The 24,614-nt window shown below is 63.2% G+C and carries 16 protein-coding genes; 5 read left to right on the plus strand and 11 right to left on the minus strand.

Annotated elements, in window-relative coordinates; all coding sequences use genetic code 11:
- Positions 1-46: 46 nt before the first annotated feature.
- From ACN0X9_RS10845 to ACN0X9_RS10880, 8 genes are all read right to left on the minus strand, one after another.
- Positions 47-808 carry an anaerobic ribonucleoside-triphosphate reductase activating protein gene (locus tag ACN0X9_RS10845; protein WP_417487616.1) on the minus strand — a complete coding sequence of 254 codons (762 nt, stop codon included), beginning with the start codon at positions 806-808 and terminating at the stop codon, positions 47-49.
- Positions 756-2,645, minus strand: coding sequence for a ribonucleoside triphosphate reductase (locus ACN0X9_RS10850; protein WP_417487617.1), 1,890 nt, complete (start codon positions 2,643-2,645; stop codon positions 756-758). The genes ACN0X9_RS10845 and ACN0X9_RS10850 overlap by 53 nt, the downstream gene beginning before the upstream one ends.
- 135 nt (positions 2,646-2,780) lie before the next feature.
- Positions 2,781-4,526 carry a pyridoxal phosphate-dependent decarboxylase family protein gene (locus ACN0X9_RS10855; RefSeq protein WP_417487618.1) on the minus strand — a complete coding sequence of 582 codons (1,746 nt, stop codon included), beginning with the start codon at positions 4,524-4,526 and terminating at the stop codon, positions 2,781-2,783.
- Between the two features lie 218 nt (positions 4,527-4,744).
- Positions 4,745-5,272: an inorganic diphosphatase gene (gene ppa / locus ACN0X9_RS10860; RefSeq protein ID WP_417487619.1), complete on the minus strand. Its 528-nt coding sequence runs from the start codon at positions 5,270-5,272 to the stop codon at positions 4,745-4,747.
- Positions 5,273-5,381: 109 nt separating this feature from the next.
- Positions 5,382-9,911, minus strand: a complete 4,530-nt coding sequence (gene gltB, locus ACN0X9_RS10865) for a glutamate synthase large subunit (RefSeq protein WP_417487620.1) — start codon at positions 9,909-9,911, stop codon at positions 5,382-5,384.
- The gene (locus ACN0X9_RS10870) at positions 9,908-11,329 is read right to left on the minus strand and encodes an NAD(P)-dependent oxidoreductase (protein ID WP_417487621.1); all 1,422 of its coding nucleotides are present in this window, start codon (positions 11,327-11,329) and stop codon (positions 9,908-9,910) included. Before ACN0X9_RS10870 ends, gltB begins: the two co-directional genes overlap by 4 nt.
- A 321-nt stretch (positions 11,330-11,650) precedes the next feature.
- On the minus strand, positions 11,651-12,652 hold the full coding sequence (locus ACN0X9_RS10875) for a 4-hydroxyproline epimerase (RefSeq protein WP_417487622.1): 1,002 nt from the start codon (positions 12,650-12,652) through the stop codon (positions 11,651-11,653).
- Positions 12,653-12,669: 17 nt separating this feature from the next.
- Entirely contained in the window at positions 12,670-13,590 is a 921-nt protein-coding gene (locus ACN0X9_RS10880) for a dihydrodipicolinate synthase family protein (protein ID WP_417487623.1), read from the minus strand.
- A gap of 207 nt (positions 13,591-13,797) precedes the next feature.
- Between ACN0X9_RS10880 and ACN0X9_RS10885 the strand changes: the two genes are divergently transcribed.
- Both ACN0X9_RS10885 and ACN0X9_RS10890 read left to right on the plus strand, forming a co-directional pair.
- A complete protein-coding gene (locus ACN0X9_RS10885; protein WP_417487624.1) occupies positions 13,798-16,311 on the plus strand; it encodes a zinc-dependent metalloprotease in 2,514 nt (837 codons plus the stop codon).
- Positions 16,308-17,342, plus strand: coding sequence for a WD40/YVTN/BNR-like repeat-containing protein (locus ACN0X9_RS10890; protein WP_417487625.1), 1,035 nt, complete (start codon positions 16,308-16,310; stop codon positions 17,340-17,342). The genes ACN0X9_RS10885 and ACN0X9_RS10890 overlap by 4 nt, the downstream gene beginning before the upstream one ends.
- A gap of 64 nt (positions 17,343-17,406) precedes the next feature.
- On the opposite strand, the gene ACN0X9_RS10895 is transcribed toward ACN0X9_RS10890, so the two are convergent.
- The 3 genes from ACN0X9_RS10895 to ACN0X9_RS10905 all read right to left on the minus strand — a co-directional run bounded on the left by ACN0X9_RS10895 (position 17,407) and on the right by ACN0X9_RS10905 (position 20,619).
- The gene (locus ACN0X9_RS10895; RefSeq protein ID WP_417487626.1) at positions 17,407-18,078 is read right to left on the minus strand and encodes a TorF family putative porin; all 672 of its coding nucleotides are present in this window, start codon (positions 18,076-18,078) and stop codon (positions 17,407-17,409) included.
- 247 nt (positions 18,079-18,325) lie between these two features.
- Positions 18,326-19,657 (minus strand): ammonium transporter, encoded by a 1,332-nt coding sequence (locus tag ACN0X9_RS10900; protein ID WP_417487627.1) that lies wholly within the window; start codon positions 19,655-19,657, stop codon positions 18,326-18,328.
- A gap of 590 nt (positions 19,658-20,247) precedes the next feature.
- Positions 20,248-20,619 (minus strand): YbaN family protein, encoded by a 372-nt coding sequence (locus ACN0X9_RS10905; RefSeq protein ID WP_417487628.1) that lies wholly within the window; start codon positions 20,617-20,619, stop codon positions 20,248-20,250.
- A gap of 423 nt (positions 20,620-21,042) precedes the next feature.
- Between ACN0X9_RS10905 and ACN0X9_RS10910 the strand changes: the two genes are divergently transcribed.
- The 3 genes from ACN0X9_RS10910 to ACN0X9_RS10920 form a co-directional block, all read left to right on the plus strand.
- On the plus strand, positions 21,043-22,767 hold the full coding sequence (locus tag ACN0X9_RS10910; RefSeq protein WP_417487629.1) for a dihydroxy-acid dehydratase: 1,725 nt from the start codon (positions 21,043-21,045) through the stop codon (positions 22,765-22,767).
- Positions 22,764-23,780 carry a ketol-acid reductoisomerase gene (gene ilvC / locus ACN0X9_RS10915; protein WP_417487630.1) on the plus strand — a complete coding sequence of 339 codons (1,017 nt, stop codon included), beginning with the start codon at positions 22,764-22,766 and terminating at the stop codon, positions 23,778-23,780. The genes ACN0X9_RS10910 and ilvC overlap by 4 nt, the downstream gene beginning before the upstream one ends.
- 35 nt (positions 23,781-23,815) lie before the next feature.
- The coding region (locus ACN0X9_RS10920) for a thiamine pyrophosphate-binding protein (RefSeq protein WP_417487631.1) at positions 23,816-24,614 on the plus strand (799 nt) is incomplete at its 3' end.

The following is a 24,614-nucleotide window of genomic DNA, read 5'->3' on the forward strand; positions in this document are numbered from 1 at the left end:
ACCAAACCCGCATCGGCCCTGTCGGCCGCAGTCTCAAGATCCATCATCATGCCGCGCGCGCATGGTTGGCCCGTCGGACGGTGAACCCCGGAAAGGCTTGTGCCAGTTCGGCCAGCAGGCGGTTGTCCTGGAAAACCTCGCCACCCATCGCTTGCCCGTTCGCCGGATCACGACATTCCTGCAATGCGAAATCCTGGCAACCGATACGCTCCGCCTTGGCCGCGATCTCCCTGACTGCCGAAGCGTCGAGCAAATCCGGCCAAATGGTCACCCGGACTTCATAGGGAATGCCCCAGGATGCGAGCATCGCGAGACTCTTCTGCGCCTGCGCCCCGGCCTGACCAACTCCCGTCACACCCTCATACATTCCAAACGGCGCCTTTATATCAAAGCCGACCCAGTCAACACGGCCACGCAGGCGCCCGAACCGCTCCGGCGATATGCCGGATGTGTGCAGGCCGACCTTGAACCCAAGAGACCGGACATGGTCCATCGCAGCACCCAGCCCTGATTGAACAAGCGGCTCCCCGCCGGAGAACACCACGGCTTGCAACAAGCCACGGCGTTGCTCCAGTCGGGCCTCGATCTCGCGACCGTCAATCTCGGTGTCCGCGCGCACCGGAAGAAGGTCCCGGTTGTGGCAATAGACACAACGCAGCGGACACCCTTGCAAAAAGATCACGGCCGCCATGTGACCCGGATAGTCCAGGGTGGTGAACGGCTGGAAGCCTCCCACCCGAATGGCGGTCAACCCCTCATGCGGCACGGCGCGACGCCCGACGCTCAGTGAAGTGCTGGCGCTCTTCATGCTCCGACTTCTTGCCCGGATTGAAGGCCTCCACCGGACGGTGATAGCCCATCACACGGGTCCAGACTTCGCACGCCTGGCGGTTGTCTGGATCATAACGGCCGGCCAGTTTCGCCTCTTCATCACACGTTGGACAGAAATGCTCTTCCCCGGCCAGATAGCCATGATGCGGGCAGATTGAAAATGTTGGCGTCACTGTGATGTAGGGCAGGTGGAAGGTTTCCAGCGACCGTCGCACCAGCGCGGCACAGGCCTCGGGGCTCGACAGCCTTTCGCTCATGTAGAGATGCAGCACCGTTCCGCCGGTATAGCGGGTCTGCAAGGCATCCTGCCGCGCAAGCGCCTCGAACGGGTCGTCGGTGAATCCGACCGGCAACTGGCTGGAATTGGTGTAGTAGGGCGAGGCCGCCGTGCCCGCCTGCAGGATGTCCGGGAAGCGCTTGGCATCTTCCTTGGCAAACCGGTAGGTCGTTCCCTCCGCTGGCGTCGCTTCCAGATTGTACATGTGGCCGGTTTCGTCCTGGAATTCGAGCATCCGGGCCCGGACGTGGTCGAGCAGGCGCACGGCAAAGGCCTCCCCGAACGGCGTCGTGATGTCCGCTTCGTCCCGCGTGAAATTTCGGATCATTTCGTTGACGCCGTTCACACCGAGCGTAGAGAAATGATTGCGCAAGCTCCCCAGGTACCGCTTGGAATACGGGAACAGCCCTTCATCCATCAACGACTGGATCAGCCCCCGCTTGATCTCGAGACTGTCGCGGCCAAGGTCGAGAAGGCGGTCGAGTTCGTCCATCAAACCCGCCTCATCACCGGCAAAGCGATAGCCCAGCCGTGCACAATTGATGGTCACCACACCGATCGACCCGGTCTGCTCGGCCGAACCGAACAATCCATTGCCGCGCTTCAACAACTCGCGAAGGTCCAGCTGCAGGCGGCAGCACATGGACCGGATCTGGTTGGGTTTGAGCTCGGAATTGATGAAATTCTGGAAGTATGGGAGGCCATACTTGGCGGTCATGTCGAACAGACGACGCGCATTCTCGGACTCCCATGGGAAGTCTTCGGTGATGTTGTAGGTCGGAATCGGGAAGGTGAAGACGCGGCCGCGCGCATCGCCACGTGTCATGACTTCGATGAAGGCGCGGTTGATGATATCCATTTCCGCTTGCAGCTCGCCATAAGTGAAGTCGACCGGCTCTCCTCCGATGATGGCAACATCGTCCCGCAGGTCTTCCGGGCAGACCCAGTCAAAGGTCAGATTGGTAAAGGGAGTCTGCGTTCCCCAGCGCGAGGGAACGTTCAGATTGAAGACAAATTCCTGCATCGCCTGGACCACGTCTTCATAGCTCAGGCCGTCAAGGCGCAGGAAGGGAGCGAGATAGGTGTCGAACGAGGACAGCGCCTGGGCGCCGGCCCATTCATTCTGCAGGGCTCCCAGAAAATTGACGATCTGACCAAGTGCACTGGTGAAGTGCCGGGGCGGGGCGGCCTCGATTTTTCCGGGCACGCCGTTGAAGCCTTCCACGAGAAGGTTGCGCAGGGACCAACCGGCGCAATACCCCGCGAGCATGTCGAGGTCATGGACGTGCATGTCCGCATTCCGGTGTGCGATGCCGACGGCCGGCGGATAGACATGGTCGAGCCAGTAATTGGCCGTGACCTTCCCTGACGTGTTCAGGATCAGGCCGCCCAGGGAATAACCCTGATTGGCGTTGGCCTTGATGCGCCAGTCCTCTCGCTGGACATATTCCTCAATGGTCGACTTCACATCGATCTGCGCGGGAACCGCCTGTTCCAACCTGTCGGCCTGACGCCAGTCCAATTGCTCCAACTTCATTCCGCTCTCCCAAGGCATCGACATATTGTCCCGTTAATCGAAACTACCACAACATATTGTGCCTGAAAGGGGGAGCCGTCAGCGTGGCGCCTTGACGCGCGGCCCTGAGACGCACCGCGTATACCTTGACATTTATCAATTCATGTGCATTTCGAGGCGCTCGAGGAAGCGTGGCATCAAGGCCGCGCGAACGCCTGGGTCACGCCAGAACGGGTTCATGAAAACGCAGCGGATCAGGACGAGGGACTGACTGTCCGCCTGACCCCCGTACTGCTCGAGATGAGCATCAATCAGTGATCCATAATTGGTAACCGACAGTTCGGTCCTGGACACCGAGAACTCAGGATCCGCGGCGAACGCTTCGAAAACCCGTCTGGTTCGAGCGTTCGACGCAGCAAGGCCCTCCCCTTCCCTGGCCAGCGAGAAGCAAAGGATATTTGAGTCAGTCGGCTCCAGAATCCGGACCAGCTCCGAGCCGGACAGGAGGGCTTGCTTGAAATAGGCCCGGCTTTCGAGCGTCCCCGCCATGATTTCACCAAAGCGGTCCGCTCCGAAGGTCAGCGTCTTGCCGGTCAGCCAGACCGCCGCCGCACCGGACCCACTGCGCGACCCTTCCAGTGTCACCATCCATCGATCATCTGGCGCAGCCCGGTCGATATAGGGCGCGGAGAATATCGAGTTGGCATAGCTGACTTTGTCACGCACCAGAAACGCACCGCAGGCATAGGGAACGTAACCAAGCTTGTGCGGGTCGAGCGTGACCGAATTGGCGCGCCGGATAGCCGCCAGCGCCTTGCCGGCATGCCCACTGAGCACCCGGCTCGCATCACCGCCAAGCATTGAGCACAAAAAGCCGCCCCATGCGGCGTCGACATGATGCCAGATATCCCGCCCGCGACGTCGCCAGGCATCGAGCCTGTCACAGACTTCATCGACCGGGTCGATCTCGCCCGCTTCAGTCGTTCCCGCAACGCTGACGACGGCCAGAACCGGGCGGCCATCCGCAAAGGCGCGCTCGATCGCCTCCGCCAAGGCGGACGGGTCCAACCGGCCCTGCCGATCGAGCGCGACCGCCCAGAAAGCCTCCTCTCCCAAGCCGAACACATTCGCGGCTTTTTGCCATGAAAAATGCTTGTTGCCGGGAACCAGCAGAACCGGGCCGGCCCACTCGCGGCCCGACGCGCGGGAAACCCTTGCCGCGACCTGAAACGGATTGCCCAACACGCCACTGGCGTTCCGCAACTCGGCATCGCTGACGTCGTGCGCCGCGACCAAGGCCTGGTAGGCATCCCAGCCAAGATGAGCAAATTCGACAGGGTCAAACGGTTCACCGGTTTTCTCGGCAATGCACAGACCCAGGGCCAGGAAATGGTCCATCCGGTAGCGGGCTCGCCACACGCTTTCGAAATTGGCCAGCGTGCCGCCACCGGTAAAGTGACCCTGTGCCTGTGCCGGATCAAATCCGACCATTCCGGCCAACATCGAGATGGCCTCGTCCTCGACCCGGCCGCTCACCCGCGCCACATCCCGAGATGTATTGTTCGGGTTGTGCAACAGGGCAACGAAATGCCCGAGCAGTGCGGGCACTGAGAGCTCCGACACCATGTGGCCGATATAGCGCGGGGTGTATTTCGGCACCTCACCCGTCATCATGTCGCTGAGTTCCCTGACCTTTTTAGACAGCGCGTCCTGTTCGGTGCGAAACTCCGGCGTCAACCGCAACGCTTCCGGAACCGGCGATGGGTCGGAGCTGAACAGCGCGCGCCGCCAGTCGAACCACTGCTCCAGCACTCCATCAAATTCGGAGCGAAGCCAGTCAGCATTCTCCGATTTCGGGCCAAGGAAATTGACACCTTCCAGGCAACCGGACCCAACACTCATGATTGTCTCCAAAACACTCCGGACACGCCTCAACGCAATATCCGCCGCACCCCTCCAATCAAAGATTATTGATAAAAGTCAAGGCGCATATCCGCACACCCGAGGCCCGGTCCGGCGGCCACTCGAGCCCTACGAAGACGCGGCACCTCACCCCCAACACAAAAAACCCCGAACCAACCGGTCCGGGGTTTGTTGCTATCCGTGTAGGCGCGAGGTGCTTACCCCTTCACGCGCTCGAGCGATTCCAGGATCAGCTCGCGGGCCTTGGCGGCGTCGCCCCAACCGATGACCTTGACCCACTTGTTGGGCTCAAGATCCTTGTAGTGCTCGAAGAAGTGCTTGATCCGCATCAGCTGCGGTTCGGGGATGTCGTCCGGCTCGTTGACCTTGCCATAGAGCGGCGACAATTTCGGGTGCGGAACGGCGAGGATCTTCTCGTCCATGCCGCTTTCGTCTTCCATCAGCAAAACGCCGATCGGGCGGGCGCGCACGACGCAACCCGGCACCAGCGTGGTGTGGCCGACGATCATCACGTCGATCGGATCACCATCTTCCGACAGGGTGTGCGGCATGAAGCCGTAATTGCACGGATAGCTCATCGGCGTGTGCAGGTAACGATCGACGAAAAGCGTGCCCGCATCCTTGTCCATCTCGTACTTGACCGGCTGGCCGCCGACCGGGACCTCGATGATGACATTGATGTCTTCAGGCGGATTTTCGCCCGCGGAGATTTTGTCGATCCGCATCTTGTGCTCCTTGAGGCTGGTGCGGCGCTGTCATACGCCCAAATGCTGGCGCGACCAATGCCCGTGTTGCGCCGCAATATCAATTCTCAAGGTCAGACATCCCGCAGATTTATGCGGTCTGGCTGTCATTGGCGGCTGCAAGCGCCGCCCGTTCGCGTTTCACCACTTCTTCCCCGCGCAGGTGGACGAAGTGCTCCCGCTCGGCCGGCCAGGCGGCCAGCAGGCGCGCGGCGATGCGCGAGCCGGTCTCGGCGGCATGGGTCTCGATCATCGACAGGCAACGGCGTTCGCCCTCGCCTTCAAGATTGAACGCCAATACGGTCTCGCGGTTGAGGCGGGCATCGAGGCGACGTTCCGGATCATAGACAAAGACATCACCGCCGGTCATGCCGGCCGCGAAATTGTCGCCGACCGGACCAAGGATCACGGCGGTACCGCCGGTCATGTACTCACACCCGTTCGTGCCACAACCCTCGATCACCGCGTCGGCGCCGGAATTGCGGACGCCAAAGCGCTGACCGGCCCTGCCCGCCGCCAGAAGGCGTCCGGACGTGGCGCCGTAAAGGCAGGTATTGCCGATGATGGCATGTTCCTCATTGGCCTCGGTCGCGCCGCCATAGGGCCGCACGATGATGCTGGCTCCCGACAGCCCCTTGCCGACATAGTCATTGGCATCACCGTCGAGCTCGATCCGCAGCCCCTTGGCCGAGAAAGCCCCCAGCGACTGGCCGGCCGAGCCGCGCAGGCGCAGGGTGAGATGGTCAACGTCCAGGCCATCCGGGCCGAACCGCTCGACAATCTGTGACGAGGTCCGTGTGCCGACAGCACGATCGGTGTTCTTGACGCCATAGTCCAGTTGCATCTTCTCGCCGCGATCGAAGGCTGGCGCGGCATCCTGGATGATCTGTTCATCAAGCGCGGGAGCGACGTCATTTCGGTGATTTCGGGTCGAACGGGCCGGACGTTCGACAGCATCGGCGCGCGACATGATCGCCGACAGATCGAGATCGTCCAGCGCCTGCGAGCCACGCGAAACCTGGTCGAGCAGGTCGGCCCGACCGATGACATCCTCCAGCGAGGTGGCCCCCAGGCCAGCCAGTATCTCGCGGACATCCTGGGCCAGGAAGGTCATCAGGTTGACCACATGATCCGGTATGCCCCCGAAACGCGCGCGCAGGTCATCGTCCTGGGTACAGACCCCGACCGGGCAGGTGTTGGAGTGGCACTGGCGTACCATCAGGCAGCCCAGCGCGATCAATGACGCCGTGCCAACACCGAATTCCTCGGCGCCCAGCATGGCGGCGATGACGATATCGCGGCCGGTGCGGATGCCGCCATCGGCGCGCAGGGTGACGCGTTCGCGCAGCCCGTTGAGCGACAGCATCTGGTGTGCTTCGGCGAGGCCGAGCTCCAGCGGGCCACCGGCGAATTTGATCGAGGACAGGGCCGCGGCCCCGGTGCCGCCGACCGAACCGGAGATATTGATGATGTCGGCATTGGCCTTGGCCACACCGGCAGCGACCGCACCGACGCCAGCGGCCGCGACCAGCTTCACCCCGACGCGGGCGGTCGGGTTGATCTGCTTGAGGTCGTAGATGAGCTGGGCCAGATCCTCGATCGAATAAATGTCATGATGCGGCGGCGGCGAGATCAGGCTGACGCCCGGTGTTGCCAGGCGCATGCGGGCGATGAATTCCGTGACCTTGAAGCCGGGCAGCTGGCCACCCTCGCCGGGCTTGGCGCCCTGGGCGACCTTGATCTCCATCTCGCGGCACTGGCCCAGATACTGGGCGGTGACGCCGAAACGACCGGACGCGATCTGCTTGACCGCGGAATTCATGTTGTCGCCATTGGGCAGCGGCTTGTAGCGGGCCGGGTCCTCGCCGCCCTCGCCGGAGACGGATTTCGCACCGATCCGGTTCATGGCAACATTCAGTGCTCCGTGCGCCTCGGGAGACAACGCCCCCAGCGACATGCCCGGCGTGACGAAGCGGCGTCGGATACCATTGATCGACTCGACCCGGTCCAGGCCTACTGTCGGGCCAACCGGACGCATGTCCATCAGGTCGCGCAAATGGATCGGACCCTGATCCTTGATCGCCGCGCCGTACTGCTTCCACGCCGCCGGGTCATTGTCACGGACCGCCGACTGCAGGGCACTGATCACGGGTGCGTTGAGGGCATGGCGGTCACCGCTGGAGCGTTGGCGGTAGAAACCGCCTATCGGCAGTCGCGCCTCTCCGTTCCAGGACTTGCGGTGAAGATCGAGTGTCCGCACTTCCAGACCGGGCAGGCCGATCCCCGAAATCCGGCTGACCACGCCCGGCAGATAAGCTTCGATCAGAGCACGCGACAGGCCAAGCACTTCGAAATTACAGCCGCCGCGATAGGAGGAAATGATCGAGATCCCCATCTTGGAGAGGATTTTCAACAACCCTCCGTCCAGCGCTGACTTGAGGCGACCGGCCCGCTCGCGGGCCCAGCTTTCGCCGCCCACGGTCTCACGGCCGGCGGTGACCGTGTCGAAGGCGAGATAGGGGTTCACGGTAGTCGCGCCGAGACCGATCAACACGGCGGCATAGTGAGCGTCGAAACACTCACCGGCCCGCACATTGAGCGAGCAGAAATTGCGCAAGCCTTCGCGCGTCAGGGTGGAGTGGACGGCCCCGGCGACCAGTACCATTGGCAGCGCCGCATTCTCGCTGTCCTGACGGTGATCGGTCAGCACAAGGTGGGCCGCGCCGTCACGAACGGCGGCGACACATTCGCGGATCACATCGTCAATCGCAGCCCTCAGGGTCTGGCCGTCACCAGTCGCGCTGGCAACCGGCAGAAGGCAGTCGATTTCCTTGATGGCGCCACCCATATGGTCCCGCCATCGGTCATAGCTCCCGTTCGACAGGATCGGGCTGTCGAGCACCAGCACACTGGCCCTCGCCTCACCCTGACCGAGGATATTGCCCAGATTGCGAAAACGGGTCTTCAGACCCATCACCCGGCCCTCGCGCAAGGGGTCGATCGGCGGATTGGTGACCTGGGAGAAGTTCTGGCGGAAGAAGTGCGAAAGCGGGCGATAGCTTTCCGACAGCACAGCCAGCGGCGCGTCATCGCCCATCGAGCCGACCGCTTCCTTGCCGTCCTCGGCCATCGCCTTGATGACCAGTTCGATATTCTCGAAGGTGAAACCAGCGGCCGCCTGACGGCGCGTGCGGTCGGCATCATCGAACAACTGGTCCTCGGCTCCCGGGCCGACAACAGGTTCGATATCCTCCATCTCGCCCAGCCAGCGCGTATAGGGATGCTGTTCGGAGAGCTCGTTGAGAATGTCCTGCTCGCGGAAGAACCTGCCCTCGACAATGTCGAGCGCGATCAGGCGGCCCGGCGTGATCGAGCCTCGCTCTGTAACGGTGACCGGATCAACCGGCGCCATGCCGGTCTCGGAGCCGGCCACAAAGATCTCGTCATCGGTCAACGCATAGCGCATCGGGCGCAGCCCATTGCGATCCAGCCCGGCGATTGCCCATCGGCCATCGAAAGCGGCGATCGCGGCCGGACCGTCCCAGGGCTCCATCACCGCATTGCAATACTCATACATCCGGCTCCAGCTTTCCGGCATGACGTCGGATCGCTTGGACCAGGCCTCCGGAATCAACAGCGTCTTGGTCATCGGGGCCGACCGACCGGCCCGGACCAGGATCTCGAATGTCTGATCCAGCGCCGCACTGTCCGACGCGCCCGGCTGGATGACCGGTTTCACATCGCGCTCAACATCAGCAAAGGCCGTCTCCGCGATGTGAACCTCATGGCTCCTCATCCAGTTGATATTGCCGCGGATCGTATTGATCTCACCGTTGTGGGCGAGCATGCGGAAGGGCTGGGCCAAACGCCATTCCGGGAAGGTGTTGGTCGAATAGCGCTGGTGAAAAATCGCGAAAGGCGAGATGAAATCCGGCGATTGCAAGTCGGTATAGAAGGCGTCGATGTCCTCGGCCCGGAACAGGCCCTTGTAGATGATGTCGCGCGAGGACAGTGAGCAGACATAGAGATCGCGCAGATTTTCCTCGCGGGCCCTCCGCTCGATCCGGCGACGCACGATATAGAGGACGCGCTCGACGGCCTCGCTGTCGCGACTGCGCGGATCGCGGAACAGGACCTGTTCGATTTCCGGCAAGGTGGCGCGGGCCTTGTCGCCCAACACCGAGGTGTCGATCGGCGGCTGGCGCCAGCCGTAAAAGGCAAACCCCTCGCGCAGGATCTCCGCCTCGATGATCGCGCGAGCGCGTTCGCGGGCGGCAAAATCGGTGCGCGGCAGGAAGACCATGCCGACAATGACGTCGCCGCGCTCGGGCTCGTGGCCGGTGCGGGCGACGGCAGCCTTGAAGAATTCCTGCGGCACACCGACCCGCAGACCAGCGCCATCCCCGGTGAGGCCATCGGCATCGACGGCACCGCGGTGCCAGACGGCTTTCAGCGCATCAATGGCCAGCTCGACAATATCGCGGCGGGCCCGCCCCTTCATGTCGGCGATCAGGCCAACACCGCAAGCGTCGCGCTCGTCGCGCGGATCGATCAGCCCGGCATCGGTTAGGGTTTCCAGCCCCTGGCGGTAGGCGGCTTCGGACCAGGTCTTGTTCGTCATTCGGCCGCTCCCAGTACACGCATGCGATTGTCGAGGTAGGATTCAATTGAGTGCGCGGCATCGAGCCCGTCCTTGATCGCCCATACCACCAGGGACGCACCGCGATGGAGGTCGCCGGCGACGAAGACACCATCCAGGCTCGACATGCGGGTATCCGGATCCGCTTCGACCCGACCGTCGCGATGAACTGACAGGTCAGGCGCATCAAACTGGTCCGGCAGATCTTCCGGTGTGAAACCGAGGGCCGAGATCACCATGTCGGCCTCGACATCCCAGGTCTTGCCCGGATCCGCTTCCGGCGCGCGGCGGCCGGATGCATCCGGTGCACCCAGACGCATGCCTTGCACCCGGACGGCGGAAATCGCCTCGCCCTTGGTCAGCACCGCAAGGGGAGCGGAGAGCCATTCAAAGACGACCCCCTCTTCCTCCGCATGTTTCACTTCGCGGGCCGAGCCGGGCATGTTAGCGCGGTCACGACGATAGAGGCAGGTTACCGATGTTGCACCCTGACGCACGGCCGTGCGCACGCAATCCATGGCCGTGTCGCCGCCACCGACCACGACCACACGCTTTCCCTTGGCGTCCAGCACGCTGTCATTGGCGGCGGGATCTCCCAGATCATCGCGATTGGAACGGGTCAGATAGTCGAGTGCAGCCAGAACACCATCGCCGGAGCCCGGACAGGTCAGGGTACGGGCATTGTAGACTCCGGTCGCCAGCAGGACCGCGTGATGCTCGTTGCGGATATCGGCCAGCGTGGCATCCCGCCCGACTTCAAAATTGAGCTTGAACTCGACACCGCCGCGAGCCAGGCGATCGATACGGCGCTGGACCACGTGTTTTTCCAATTTGAATCCGGGAATGCCGTACATCAACAAGCCACCGGCCCGGTCCGCGCGTTCATAGACCGTGACTTCAAACCCGCTTTCACGCAGGCGCTCGGCCGCCGCCAAGCCAGCCGGGCCGGAGCCGATCACGGCGACACTCTGCCCGCGCTCGGGCCCGACCTTGAGCGGCTTGACCCAACCTTCTTTCCACGCCGTGTCGGTGATGTATTGCTCGACCGCGCCGATGGTCACGGCGCCATGTTTGGACTTCTCGACGACGCAGGACCCCTCACACAGACGGTCCTGCGGACAGATGCGACCGCAAATCTCGGGCATGGTCGAGGTCGCGGCCGAGGCGTCGTAGGCCTCCTTGAGGCGGTCCTCGCCGGCCAGCATCAGCCAGTCGGGGATATTATTCTGCAATGGGCAACCGGACTGGCAGAAGGGGACGCCGCATTGCGAACACCGCGAGGCCTGTCCGGCAGCGGCTTCGGTGGTGAAGGCGCGATAGATTTCGTTGAAATCCTCACGCCGTTCGGTTTCCGAGCGCTTTTCCGGATAGGTCTGGTCTATGTCCACAAATCTGAGCAATCCGGCCCCCTTGGCAAAGTCGAAAGTTCGCCAATGCAGCACAGACTTCGCAAGTGCACAAGTCGGTGACGATGCGGCGGATTGGCATTTTATGCCGGATATCACGAAAATTGGGAATGATATTCCAATTGCCGGTTTGGTTTGGCGCAAAACCAGCAATTATGGGGCGCACACAACGTCGCCAAACTCGCCATGCCGCGCAACAATGATGCGGCGATACCCGATTTCTTGGCAAATACCGCACCACTTCCAGCGTTCAAAGACGCTGCGTTCTCGAGACCGGGCGAGACCTGCCGTCAGTCGAAGCCGGAACCAAGATAGTCAGCCGACCGAGAATCCGCCCGCATAGGGATCACGATCATCAACCCAGATCGTGTTGACGCCCGTTTGAACGGCCCACCCCTTGATACTGGGCCTGATAGCGGGGAAGTCACCAACCATCGTTGCCGCTTCGATGCGCCCCTTAAACAGGCTCCCGATCAGGCTTTCATGAATGAACTCATCGCCGGGCCTTAGCTCGCCACGCGCGGCCAGCTGTGCCATCCGGGCGCTGGTTCCGGTTCCGCAAGGAGACCGGTCGATGGCCCGACTTCCATAAAAGACGGCGTTGCGAGCATGGGCTTGCGGGTCACGGGGTCGGCCGGTCCACAGGGCGTGGGAGACACCGCCGACACGGGGGTCATCCGGATGGGTCAAGGTGACAGCCTGGTTGGCGGCGCTGCGGACAAGCGGGCTCAGGCGCAGTATGTCGGCGACCGTCAGGTCGGCGAGATCCGCATAGCCTGGCTGCGGGTCGATAATGGCGTAGAAGTTTCCGCCGTAGGCAATGTCGACGACGATCGACTGCCAACCTGGAATGTCGAGCACCAGGCCGGTGACGGCGAGATAGGACGCCACATTGCGGATCCGTACACCGGCGACGCTACCCCCCTGCCAATCGATCTCCGCCTCGATCCGGCCCGCGGGCGCATCGAGTTTCACATGCTGGCGATCCGCCGGTGTGATGACGCCGTTTTCCAGCGCCATGGTCAGCGCGCCGATTGTGCCGTGGCCGCACATGGGCAGGCAGCCGGACGTCTCTATGAAGAGGATAGAGGCGTCTGCGCCGGGCGAGCACGGCGGGTAGAACATCGCTCCGGACATCATGTCGTGGCCGCGCGGCTCGAACATGAGCGAGCGCCGGATCCAGTCGAAACGGACCATGAAATCGGCTCGCTTCTCACCCATCGTCGCGCCGTCCAGAAACGGCAATGGGCCGGTGATCAGGCGGACCGGGTTTCCGCAGGCATGCCCGTCCAGGCACTGAAAGACGTGGCGCATCATGCGCTCCTGACCATCACTCAGTGAGCGAGTACCGCAGGCAATTTGATCGGCCGGGTGTCGCGCGCCGCTTCGACCATCGCGATCACTTCGGCCCGCCGCTCGCCCGTCAACACCATGCGGGGCATGCGAACCCGTTCCGAGCCTCGCCCCATCACCGCTTCGGCCAGCTTGATGGACTGGACCAGGTCGTGCTCGGCATCGAGGTGCAGCAGCGGCATGAACCAGCGATAGATGGTCCGGGCGGTCTCCAGGTCACCACGCTCGACTGCGTCCCACAGGGCAATCGATTCAGCCGGGAAGGCATTGGTGAGGCCGGACACCCAGCCCACCGCGCCCAGCAGGATCTCTTCCAGTGCAACATCGTCAAGGCCAGCGAAGACCAGATAGCGGTCGCCGCAGCGATTGATGATGTCTGTGATGCGTCGCGGATCGGGGGCGCTTTCCTTGATGGCGACCAGGGTCGGCACATCGGACAGACGCTCCAGCGTGTCGAGCGAGATCGAGACGCGGTAGGCGGGCGGATTGTTGTACAGCATGACCGGTAGCGAGGTCGCGGCCGCCACGGTGCGGATATGAGCCTCGAGTTCGGCCTCGCTGGGCACATACACCATGGCCGGCAGCAACATCAGTCCGTCAGCGCCGATCCGCGCGGCATCAACGGCGTAGGCTTTCGCCAGCGCTGTGGTCAGCTCCGATACGCCCGTCAGGACCGGTATCCGGCCGTCAACCGCGTCAACGATAGCCGCCAGAACAGCCCGCTTCTCATCGGCCGTCAGCGAGTTGTTCTCACCGACCGTGCCCATGGCGATCAAGCCGTGCACCCCGTCATCGACCAGTGCCCGGACCATTGCCGTGGTTGCGTCGAAATCGACGGAATGATCCTCGGCGAATTGCGTTGTCGCTGCGGGAAAAACACCGCGCCAGCTTGTTGTATTCATGTCGTGCCCTCACCCGTAACCGGTCTGACCGGTCATTGCCTTCGCCGAATTCCGGAACGCGGAAACGGCCCCGATAATCCTGCCATTTGCGACAGGGAAATCGAACATCGCATTAATTGTATACAATATCCGAAACAGTCAAGGCCGCCGGGTGACACTGTCGGATTCCTCGTCTAGCGTCGCCGCAGAGAACGGGGACAGAGCCAAATGAAAACCACCACGACACTGCTCATGATGATCACGCTTGGAGTAATGACCCCAGCCGCGATTGCTCCGGCTGCCATTGCCCAGGACGAGCCAACCTTCGACGAGGTCATCGAGAATCTTGAACATCGCGAGGGATTCATACCGCTTTGGGTCGACCCGGCCGACGGTCGCATCCTGGCCGAATTGAGTGCCGGCGACGGCGATGAACTGGGGCGGATGATCTATACCGCCAGCCTGACCTCCGGACTCGGCTCCAATCCGGTCGGGCTGGATCGCGGGCTCGGCTCAAGTTCTGAAATTCTTCGCTTTCTCCGCGTCAATGACCAGGTCTTTGCCGAGTTCGAGAACCTCGGCTACCGCGCCGAAGGTGCTGGTCCGGATGAAGCCGCCGCAACCCGCAATTCCTTTGCCCGCTCCATCATCTGGTCGACTGCCATCGTCGCGGAAGACGACGGACGCCTGCTGATCGACCTGTCCGACTTCCTGACACGGGACCCGGTCGGCACGGTCAACCAACTCTCCAACAGCGGGCAAGGCAGCTTCTCCATCGCCAGCGATCGCTCGGCGGCGATCACCGAAAGCGCGATGGCCTTCCCGGAAAATGTTGAAATTGATGCCCTTTTGACGCTGACCAGCGCGAGTCCGGGGTCAGAAGTCCGGGCTGTCACGCCGGCACCCAATTCGGTCACGCTCACCGTGCACCACTCCTTCGCGGCCCTGCCCGCACCGGGCTATGAGCCGCGCGAAGCCGATGACCGTGCCGGCGCCCTCACCCGCGCCTATTACGACATGGCAACCCCGCTGACCGATCCGGTCCGCCGCTCACTCGCCCTGCGCCATCGCCTGGAACGTGTTGATCCGTCAGCCCGATCCGGACCGGTTGTCGAGCCCATCATCTACTATCTCGACCGCGGCACCCCGCCACTCATCCGCGACGCCCTGATCGAAGGCGGCAATTGGTGGGCCGATGCCTTTGCCGCAGCGGGCTATGAAGACGCCTTCCGCGTCGAGGTCCTGCCGGAAGGCGCCCACCCGCTCGACATTCGCTACAACGTCATCCAGTGGGTACACCGTCAGACCCGTGGCTGGTCCTATGGTGGCTCGGTCATCGATCCGCGCACCGGCGAAATCATCAAGGGACGCGTCATCCTTGGCTCCCAGCGCGTGCGCCAGGACCGGATGATCTTTGAAGGCCTCGTAGGGGCCACCGAGACCGGGAGCGGGACAACCAACGATCCGCTCCAGCTCGCCCTCGCCCGCATCCGCCAGCTGTCGGCCCACGAGATCGGCCATACGATCGGACTGGCCCACAACTTCGCCGCCAGCGTCTCGGACCGGGCATCGGTGATGGATTACCCGGCCCCGCTGGTTACCCTCGACGCCGGCGGTGAAATCGACACGAGCCAAGCCTATGACGTCGGCATCGGCGCCTGGGATCGCGTCGCGATTTCATGGCTCTACGGCGAGTTTGGTGAGGGGGCGGTCGAAGCCACGGCCCTCAACGAAATTCTCGACGACGCCGCGTCAAACGGCCTCCTCTACATCACCGACCGCCATGCCCGCGGCAATGCCAGCGCCCACCCGCTCGCCAATCTGTGGGACAATGGCGCTGACCCGACCGCCATGCTGACCGAGACCATGGCGGTTCGCTCAGCGGCCCTGGACAGGTTCGGACAACAGGTGCTCGCCACCGAACAGCCGGCCAGCGCACTGCGTCAGGTCCTGCCGCCCATCTACCTCTATCATCGCTATCAGGTTGAAGCGGCCGCCAAATCGGTCGGTGGTGTGCTGTTCGGTTACGCCCCAAATCGGGCCGGGCTCGACGGGCTGACGCCGGTCCCCGCCGCAGATCAGGCGCGATCCGTTGACGCCCTTCTGGCGACGCTTGAGCCGGAAGCGCTCGACATTCCGGACACGGTCCTGTCGCTGATGATGCCGGCCCCGCTCGCCGACTATTACCCGGCCGCCACACGCGAATTGTTCCGCTCGGACGACTATCCCGCTTTCAGTCGCGCCGACGCAGCCGCGGCGTCGGCGCGTATCACGCTGCAGGCATTGCTCAATCCGTCGCGCCTGTCACGACTGGCCGACCAACACGCCCGTGATGGATCCCACATGGGCCTGCCCGACCTGTTCGACAGGGTCGAGGCCACGCTCTTCGACGCCCCGGGCGATGAAGCCGCCCGCCTTCAACCCATCCGGCATGCCCTTCAGACCGAGTATGTCGCGCAATTGCTGGATATCCTGGCAGATGGACCGGCCACGCCAGCGTCCATAGCCCGGCAACGGCTCGAAACCATCGCCCGCAACGAACCGTCGCGGCGGCGCAGCGACGCCGCAAGCTCCCACCAATTGTGGCTGGCCCGCGCTGCCACGGCCGGGATCGAACGCTTCGACGCCGGGGAGACGCCGGAACTGGTCGACACACCTGTCCCGCCGGGCAGCCCGATCGGTGCTGATACCTGCTGGCATTGCGACAGTGGCACCTTGCTCGGCCTCGGACGGGACGAATGAAGCCCGCCAGACTCGCCGGTCTGGCCCTCGCCGCAAGCGCTCTGGCGGGCTGCGACAGCGAGACCTGGACGGTCACGGCACAATCCGGCGGCGTGGCGTCGTCACTGCGCGGCCTGAGTGTGGTGGACGACGATACGGTCTGGATCGGTGCGCCTGACGGTCAGGTCCTGCGGACACTCGATGGCGGCGCGTCCTGGCAGGTCTCGTCGGTCGCTCTGGCTGATGGCGCAGACCTGCGATCGGCACACGGCTTTGATGGTGAACACGCCCTCTTCGCCACCGCCGGGCAGCCAGCCCGCATTCTGGAAACGCGCGACGGCGGTGAGAGTTTTGCCACGGTCTGGAATGATACCAGCGGAGCGGCTTTCATCGACAGCCTGGCATTCTGGGACAGAGATCGCGGTCTGGCCTTCTCCGATCCGGTGGAGGGAGGCTTCCTTATTCTGCGGACCCTGGACGGCGGAGCCAGCTGGCATCGTCTGGAGGGCTTGCCTGAACCACTGGAAGGTGAAGCCGGTTTTGCCGCCTCCAACAGCTCGATTGCCCTGACTGCGGAAGGCTGCGCTTTCATCGGCACCGGGGGCGGGGCCGTTGCCCGCATCCTGAGAAGTTGCGATTTCGGCGAGCATTGGGATGCTGTCGAGACGCCAATGGCAGCCGGCTCTGGAGGGGCAGGTATTTTCTCGGTGTCCGTTGGTGAGCCAGATGTGTTGGTGGCCAGCGGCGGGGACTATCTGTCTCCAGAGGCCCGCATCGGCAATTTCGCGCTTTCGACCGATCACGGCGATAGCTGGCAACTCTCGGACAGCCCGCCCTTCGGCTACCGCTCAGGCGTCGCCAACGTCGGCAATCAATGGTTCAGCGTCGGCACCAATGGGGTTGATATCGGCGCCGCGGACCCGAACGGAGTTGAGTGGCGGCAAAGCGATTGGGATATTCCAGCTCCCAACGCCATCGCTTTTTCGGCCAGCGGCCGTGTCGGCTGGATCGTCGGCGCTGAGGGCGGCATATGGAAACTCACCATGCAATAGAATCAGGCCCGGCACTGGGCCGGGCCTGATCTACACACCAGAACACGGTGTTTAGCCGGAACGATTAGCCGCCAAAGCTTTGCGAGAAGGACAGTACGATGCTGTCATCGCCACCGTCCGAAAGGTCGTGGTAGCGCAGGTCCCAGCCGACATTGCCGAAGATCGTGCCGGATACACCGATCTGGTAGTCCTCGTAGTCTGCGGCCGGGATATCGTCGAAACGGCTGGCGCCAATGCGCCCGTCGACCGAAATCCCTTCGACAACTTCCATGCCGACACCGGTTTCAAGGTACCACGCCTGCCCGGTTTCGCCGTAGAATTCCGGCGAGTAGGACAGCTTTGCGTCCCAGGCAACCGGACCGAATTCGCGACCGAGTCCGCCATAGAATTCGACGAAATTCTGGTCGCCGCCAGCGCTAGGGCTGTCCGGATAGGCGTAGTAAATCACACCGATATCCCAGTCGAATCCGGCACCCGAGAAGGCGTACCCGCCATACAGGTCCAGCTCCATCGTGGTGTCATCCGAGAAGTCGACACTGGAACCCCACACGCCGACATAGAAGCCGTCCGCTTCGACATCGAAGCCGCCGGAGATTGCCGGGCCACCATCAGTCTGGGTGACCCCGCGGAAAATGTAGTCCGTGGTGAGGGCAACATTGCCGGTGACTTCCTGGGCAGCGACCGGGGCGGTGAAGCAGCAGGCTGCAAGGCTCAAAGCGAGAATTTTGGTTTTCATGTTGTACTCCTGGGTGGAAAATTGGGTGGTTGGGAATTCGGGTTTCTGGTGTTCCGGTTTCGGGGACGGGAGCGCAGCTCTCCCGATTGCCGTGTGATGACCGGCGCTGTGTTCAAGGATTTCGGGAGAGCCGGACTGGACCGGCGCCCGGGTGTTGCTGGAGCGGAAGAAGCTGGCTCCGGGACAGCCCCGTCCGGCGGCGGGGGAACCGGGGAGGTTTGCTCACCGGTTCCGGACGCCTGTGCCGTTACTGCGCCGGGGCTGAGTCCTTTCCCACGTCTGACGCGAAGATCGAGCCGGCGTCATGTCCGAGTTCGGACAGGTCGCCACCGACATTTTCTGCATCCGGCGAGAGACGGATGCCGACGGTGATCTTCAGGATCATCCAGACAACGAAACTGGTCAGGAACACGAAGGCACCGATCGCACCGACACCGACCGCCTGCCCGAAAAAGGTCGCGTCAGAGTTGGTGAGCGGAACCGCCATGGTTCCCCAGATTCCAGCAAACAGATGGACCGGGATAGCACCGACAACATCATCGATTCGGACCATTTCCAGCAGTTTCGCGCCGAAGGTAGCGATAACCGCGCCCACCGCGCCAATGGCGATGGCCTGCAGGATGGTTGGCGTCAGCGGCTCGGCCGTGATGGCGACCAGGCCGGCGAGTGCGCCGTTGAGGCAGTAGGCCAGGTTGGCCTTGCCGCCGCCCAGAAGCATCGACAGAAGATAGGCGGTCACGACACCACCGGCCGCGGCCATGTTCGTGTTGGCGAAGATCTGCGAGATGGCGACGGCATCGCCGGCAGAGCCCAGCGCCAGCTGGGAGGCGCCGTTAAAGCCGAACCAGCCGAACCAAAGGATGAATGTGCCCAGTGTTGCCAGCGGCAGCGAGCCCGGCATCATCGGCTTGGCGTCAGGACCAAAGCGTCCGGAACGGGCACCCAGCAGGATGGCACCGGCCAGGGCGGCCCAGCCACCGGTCGAGTGAACAAGCGTGGAGCCGGCGAAGTCAGAGAAGCCGAAATCGGCATCCAGCCAACCGCCGCCCCATTCCCACGATCCCTGGATCGGATAGATCACGGCCGTCAGGACAATCACGAAGATGAAGAACGGTCCCAGCTTGACCCGCTCGGCAATCGTCCCGGACACGATCGAAGCGGCTGTCGCCACGAAGACCATCTGGAAGAACCAGTCTGATGCTGCCGCATAGCCGGTACCCAGGTCGATCGCCTCGTCGCTGGCCACTTCGGACGGCACCCACATTTCCGGGATACCGAAATACGGCGTCTGACCGCCATACATCACCTGATATCCGACCAGGTAGAACATGATGCCGGCGATTGAGTAGAGCGCGATATTCTTCAGGCAAATTGCGGCGGTGTGCTTGGTCCGGACAAAACCGGCTTCCAGCATGGCAAAGCCAGCCGCCATCAACATCACGAGGAAACCCCCGATCAGGAAAAGCAGCGTGTTGAACACGAACGCCGTTTCCTCCGACACTTCGGCGTGCGCTGCACCGGTCAGACCGATACCGGCCACCACTGCACACAAAGCGCCTCTCGCCAGTGTCTTGCTCATTTTTGTTCTGCCAATCATTGGGAACCCCCCGTTTCTGGCAATTGCCCCTCACCATCCGGCCTGTCATCAGGTCGCGAACAGGGCTGCAGACTGCCTGCAGCACTTCCAAAACTCGTGTTGGATCAATGAGGTGACGGTCGCCGGAAGGGCGCGCCCCAAGGCGGATCGAAAACGGTCCGCTATCACTCACGATCCGCACCGCATGACATGCGATGGCGGATCCAATCAGTGCGCTCTGTGGTCAGGTCACCTTGTGGTGACTCTTGATTTCGTCAGTGTAGAACTCAGCATGCTGCATCGCAACAAATTTCTCACTGCGGTGTTTTTGCGGTTTTTTGTTTCGCTTAAAGTCCAGTTGATGCCCCGATCAGCAATTTTATGCCCCGCGGAAAGAGGCTGGCGTCGGCCGCCGCCAGCAGTTCAATCCACAGAGTCGCGACATGATCGGATGTCGCCCGCAAATTTGCTGCGCGTGCACAATTTTCCGTCAACAGGTTAATGACGATTCCGGTGCGGACATTTCATGCTGCACGGAAATGAACGGGTCTGCCTGCCGATGCAGCAAGGTGACAACACATTCAAATCAGACGTCAGGCTTCGTCCTTAGGGCCTTCCGGGCGGCTCAGGATGAACCAACCCACACCGCATAGCACCACGACCTGGATCGCGATCACGCGCGGCCCAACGTCGAGAACCAGGCTGACAATCAGCGCCGCCGCCATGGCGGCGATCGCAAGATATTTGGAGCGACGATCGATACCGCCATGGTCTCGCCAATTGCGGATCAAGGGACCGAACTGGCGGTGTGACAGCAGCCAGGTATGCAAGCGGGGCGAGGAGCGGGCGAAGAAGAAGGCCGCGAGCAGCAGGAAGGGCGTGGTCGGCACAAGGGGCAAAACGACACCGGCAATTGCCAGCGCCACGAAAATCAGCCCGAGGCTGCGCCATATCAAGCGTTTCACCCACATGGCCGAACCCTACCCGGTTTCACGCGCGCGAGCGCGTAGTATTCTCGTGCTCAAAACCTGCATTCCGGGAATGAGCTTGCCGTTTTGTGCCAAAATTTCATCATTGGTGCGGTTTTTTTCCAAACCGGGGTTGCCTTAACCAAAATCACCGGTCACGTTGCACCGCAATAGAGTTCTGGAAAGCTGCACCAATGATCAACGCGTACGCCCTGCCGGTTACCCCGGCCGCTGCCCTCACGGGCGAGCGGGCGAACACGCTCGGCCTTCTCCTCCTCGTACTTGTACTTATTATCCCCACCATAACGGGAGCGGTTAGCGCGCCTGCCTGACGAGAGACCTCGCCAACCGGCAGACACAAAAAACCCCGCTCCCGGAAACGGAGCGGGGTTTTTTGTGTTTCGAACCACGGAACATGAAATGACCCAGAACCACCGCAAATCCTCAGACGCCATCACGGCAGGACCGGCCCGCGCGCCGGCCCGTGCCATGTTGCGCGCCACCGGCATGGAGGATGGCGACTTCGACAAGCCGATGATCGGGGTGATCAACACCTGGACCACGGTGACCCCGTGCAACATGCATCTGGCCGATCTCGCCGAGCCGGTCCGTGAAGCGGTGCGCGAAGCCGGCGGCCATCCGGTCGACTTCAACACCATCGTGGTGTCCGACGGCATCTCAATGGGCACGGACGGCATGCGCGCCTCGCTGATTTCGCGCGAGGTCATCACCGACTCGATCGAGCTGGCGACCCGCGGCCACAGCCTGGACGGGGTGGTCATCCTGGTTGGCTGCGACAAAACCATCCCGGCCGCCGCCATGGCCTTGGCGCGCATGGATGTGCCGGGCTGCATCCTCTATGGCGGCACGATCATGCCCGGCAAGCTGGGCGACCAGGCCCTGTCGATCCAGGACGTGTTCGAAGCGGTCGGCGCCCATGCCGCCGGTACGCTGGACGATGCCGGCCTGGCCAAGGTTGAGAAGGCTGCCTGCCCGGGCGCCGGTGCCTGTGGTGGCCAGTTCACCGCCAATACCATGGCGATGATCCTGACAATGCTGGGCCTGTCCCCCATGGGCGTGAACGACATCCCCGCCCCGCATCCCGACAAACCTGCGGCTGCCGCCCGCTGCGGACGTCTGGCCGTCGAACTGGCCAAAACCGGCACCACGCCGCGCCGTTACATCACCGAAGCCTCGCTGCGCAATGCCGTCATCGCCGCCTCGGCCTCCGGCGGCTCAACCAATGCCGTCCTGCACGTCGCAGCCATTGCCGCCGAAGCAGCTGTACCGTTTGACATTGCCGAATTCGACCGCCTCTCCAGCCAGGCGCCGGTCATCACCGATCTGAAGCCGGGCGGACGTTTTCTGGCCCACCACATGTTCCTGGCTGGCGGCTCGCGCCTGTTCGGCCAGCGCCTGATCGAGGGCGGTCTCCTGACCGACACACCGACCGTGACCGGCCAAAGCCTGCACGAAGAGTGCGCCAGCGCGGTGGAGTCCACCAATCAACGCGTCATCCATTCGGTCGCCAACCCGGTCAAACCGGATGGTGGGTTCCGCGTGCTGACCGGCGACCTGGCGCCCGAGGGGGCGGTCCTGAAACTGTCCGGTCATGCCCGCAGCGAGTTTTCCGGACCGGCCCGGGTGTTCGAGTGCGAGGAAGACGCCTTCGCTGCCGTCGAGGCCAACTCGGTCAAGGCCGGCGATATCATCATCATCCGCAATGAGGGCCCCAAGGGCGGTCCCGGCATGCGCGAAATGCTGGGCGTGACCGCCGCCCTGGTCGGCCAGGGCCTGGCCGGCGATGTCGCCCTGATCACCGATGGCCGTTTTTCCGGCGCCTCCAAGGGCTTCGTGATCGGCCATGTCAGCCCCGAGGCCGCCGATGGCGGCCCGATTGGGCGGGTCCGCAATGGCGACATGATCCGCATCGATGTCGCCGCGCGCCGCATCGATGTCGAGGCTGACCTGTCAGACCGCCCGGCCTGGACATCCGGCCGCGCCGCGCCGACCGGCGTGTTCGCCAAATATGCCGCCCTGGTCTCTTCGGCCTCGCGCGGCGCCACCACCCTCATCCCGCCGACGCCCTCTGCGACGCCGGCGCCCACTACAGCCATGCAATCCAAGCAGGAGATGCCCGCATGACCGCGCCCACCCCGTCCCGCCGTGCCGAGTTCGAAGTCGACACGACAGCCTACAAGGCCCAGCCGATCGCCGTGATCGGCTATGGCAGCCAAGGCCGAGCCCACGCCATGAACCTCAAGGAAAGCGGTTTTGACGTCACGGTCGGCGTTCGCCCAGGTGGACCGGGCGAGAAGAAAGCCAAGGCCGACGGCCTGAAGACCGCCACGCCGGAAGACGCCACCAAGGGCGCCAAGCTGATCGCCATCCTGACCCCCGACATGAGCCATGAGGCCCTGTTCCGCGAGTCGATCGCCCCCAACCTGTCGGCCGGCGACGCGGTTCTGTTCGCGCACGGTTTCTCGGTCCATTTCGGCCGCGTCACCCCGCCGGAAGGCGTTGACGTCATCCTGGTGGCCCCGAAAGGCCCGGGGGATCTGGTCCGCCGTGAATACGAGATCGGTCGCGGCGTGCCCTGCCTGTTTGCCGTCCAGCAGGACGCCACCGGCGAAGCGCGCAACCGGGCTCTGGCCTATACCGCCGGTATTGGCGGCGCCAATTCCGGCATCATTGAGACCACCTTCGCAGAAGAAACCGAGACCGATTTGTTCGGCGAACAGGCTGTTTTGTGTGGCGGTGCAACCGAGCTGGTCATGGCCGGCTACGAGACCCTGGTCGATGCCGGCTACCAGCCGGAAGTGGCCTATTTCGAATGCCTGCACGAGCTCAAGCTGATCGTTGACCTCCTCTATGAGGGCGGCATGGCCAAGATGCATGAATTCATCTCGGAGACCGCCATTTACGGCGATCTGCGCTCGGGTCCGCGCGTCATCAATGACGAGACCCGCGCCCGCATGCGCGAAGTCCTCAAGGACATCCAGGACGGCACTTTCGCCCGCGACTGGATCACCGAGAACCAGGCCGGCAAGCCGCAATACCAGGCCCTGCTGCGCAAGGATCTGGAGCATCCGATCGAGAAAACCGGTGCCGCCTTGCGGGCCGACATGCCGTGGCTGCAACCGGGTGCGAACGCCTGAGCGGCGCGACCTGAGCTGACAAAGGACCAAGAGAGATGACGGCCCTGCCCGCCTCCGAAATCGACGACACGGCCCCCAGCGCCGCCGCTCGCCCCTCCCCCCGACAGACCGGGGCGCATGCGGTGGTACGCACCCTGGAAGCCCTCGGTGTCACCCGCGTTTTCGGATATCCGGGCGGGGCCATCATGCCGGTTTACGACGCCCTGACCGGCTCATCCCTGCAGCATATCCTGGTCCGCCATGAACAGGCGGCCGCCTTTGCCGCCGACGCCCAGGCGCGGTTGACCGGCAAGGCCGGGGTCTGCCTGGCGACCTCCGGTCCCGGCGCCACCAACCTGTTGACTGGCATCGCCAATGCCTATCTGGACAGCGTCCCGATGATCATCCTGACCGGCCAGGTGCCGTCCGGATTGATGGGGACGGATGCCTTCCAGGAAGTCGACGTGTTCGGCATGTCGATGCCGGTCGTCAAACACTCGATCATCATCCGTGACCCGATGCGGATCCCGGAGATGATCGCCGAAGCCTTCGAGATCGCGGAGGGCGGCCGCCCCGGCCCCGTCCTGATCGATCTGCCGAAGGATGTCTTACAAGCCGAGGCGTACCCCACAACACCCCCCCAGCCTCGGCCTGAGGCCGGGTCGTCGCATCCGTCAGAATCAGACCTGACGGCCGCGACGACCCTGCTGGCCCGATCAAAGCGCCCCGTCTTCTATATCGGCGGTGGCGTCACCTTGGGCGGCGCGGTCGAGGCCGTGCGTGACTTCATGGACCGCACCGGAATCCCGACGGTTGCGACCCTGAAAGGCCTGGGCTGTCCGCACCCGGACAGCG

The sequence above is a fragment of the Maricaulis sp. genome (assembly GCF_048268525.1).
Lineage (GTDB): Bacteria > Pseudomonadota > Alphaproteobacteria > Caulobacterales > Maricaulaceae > Maricaulis.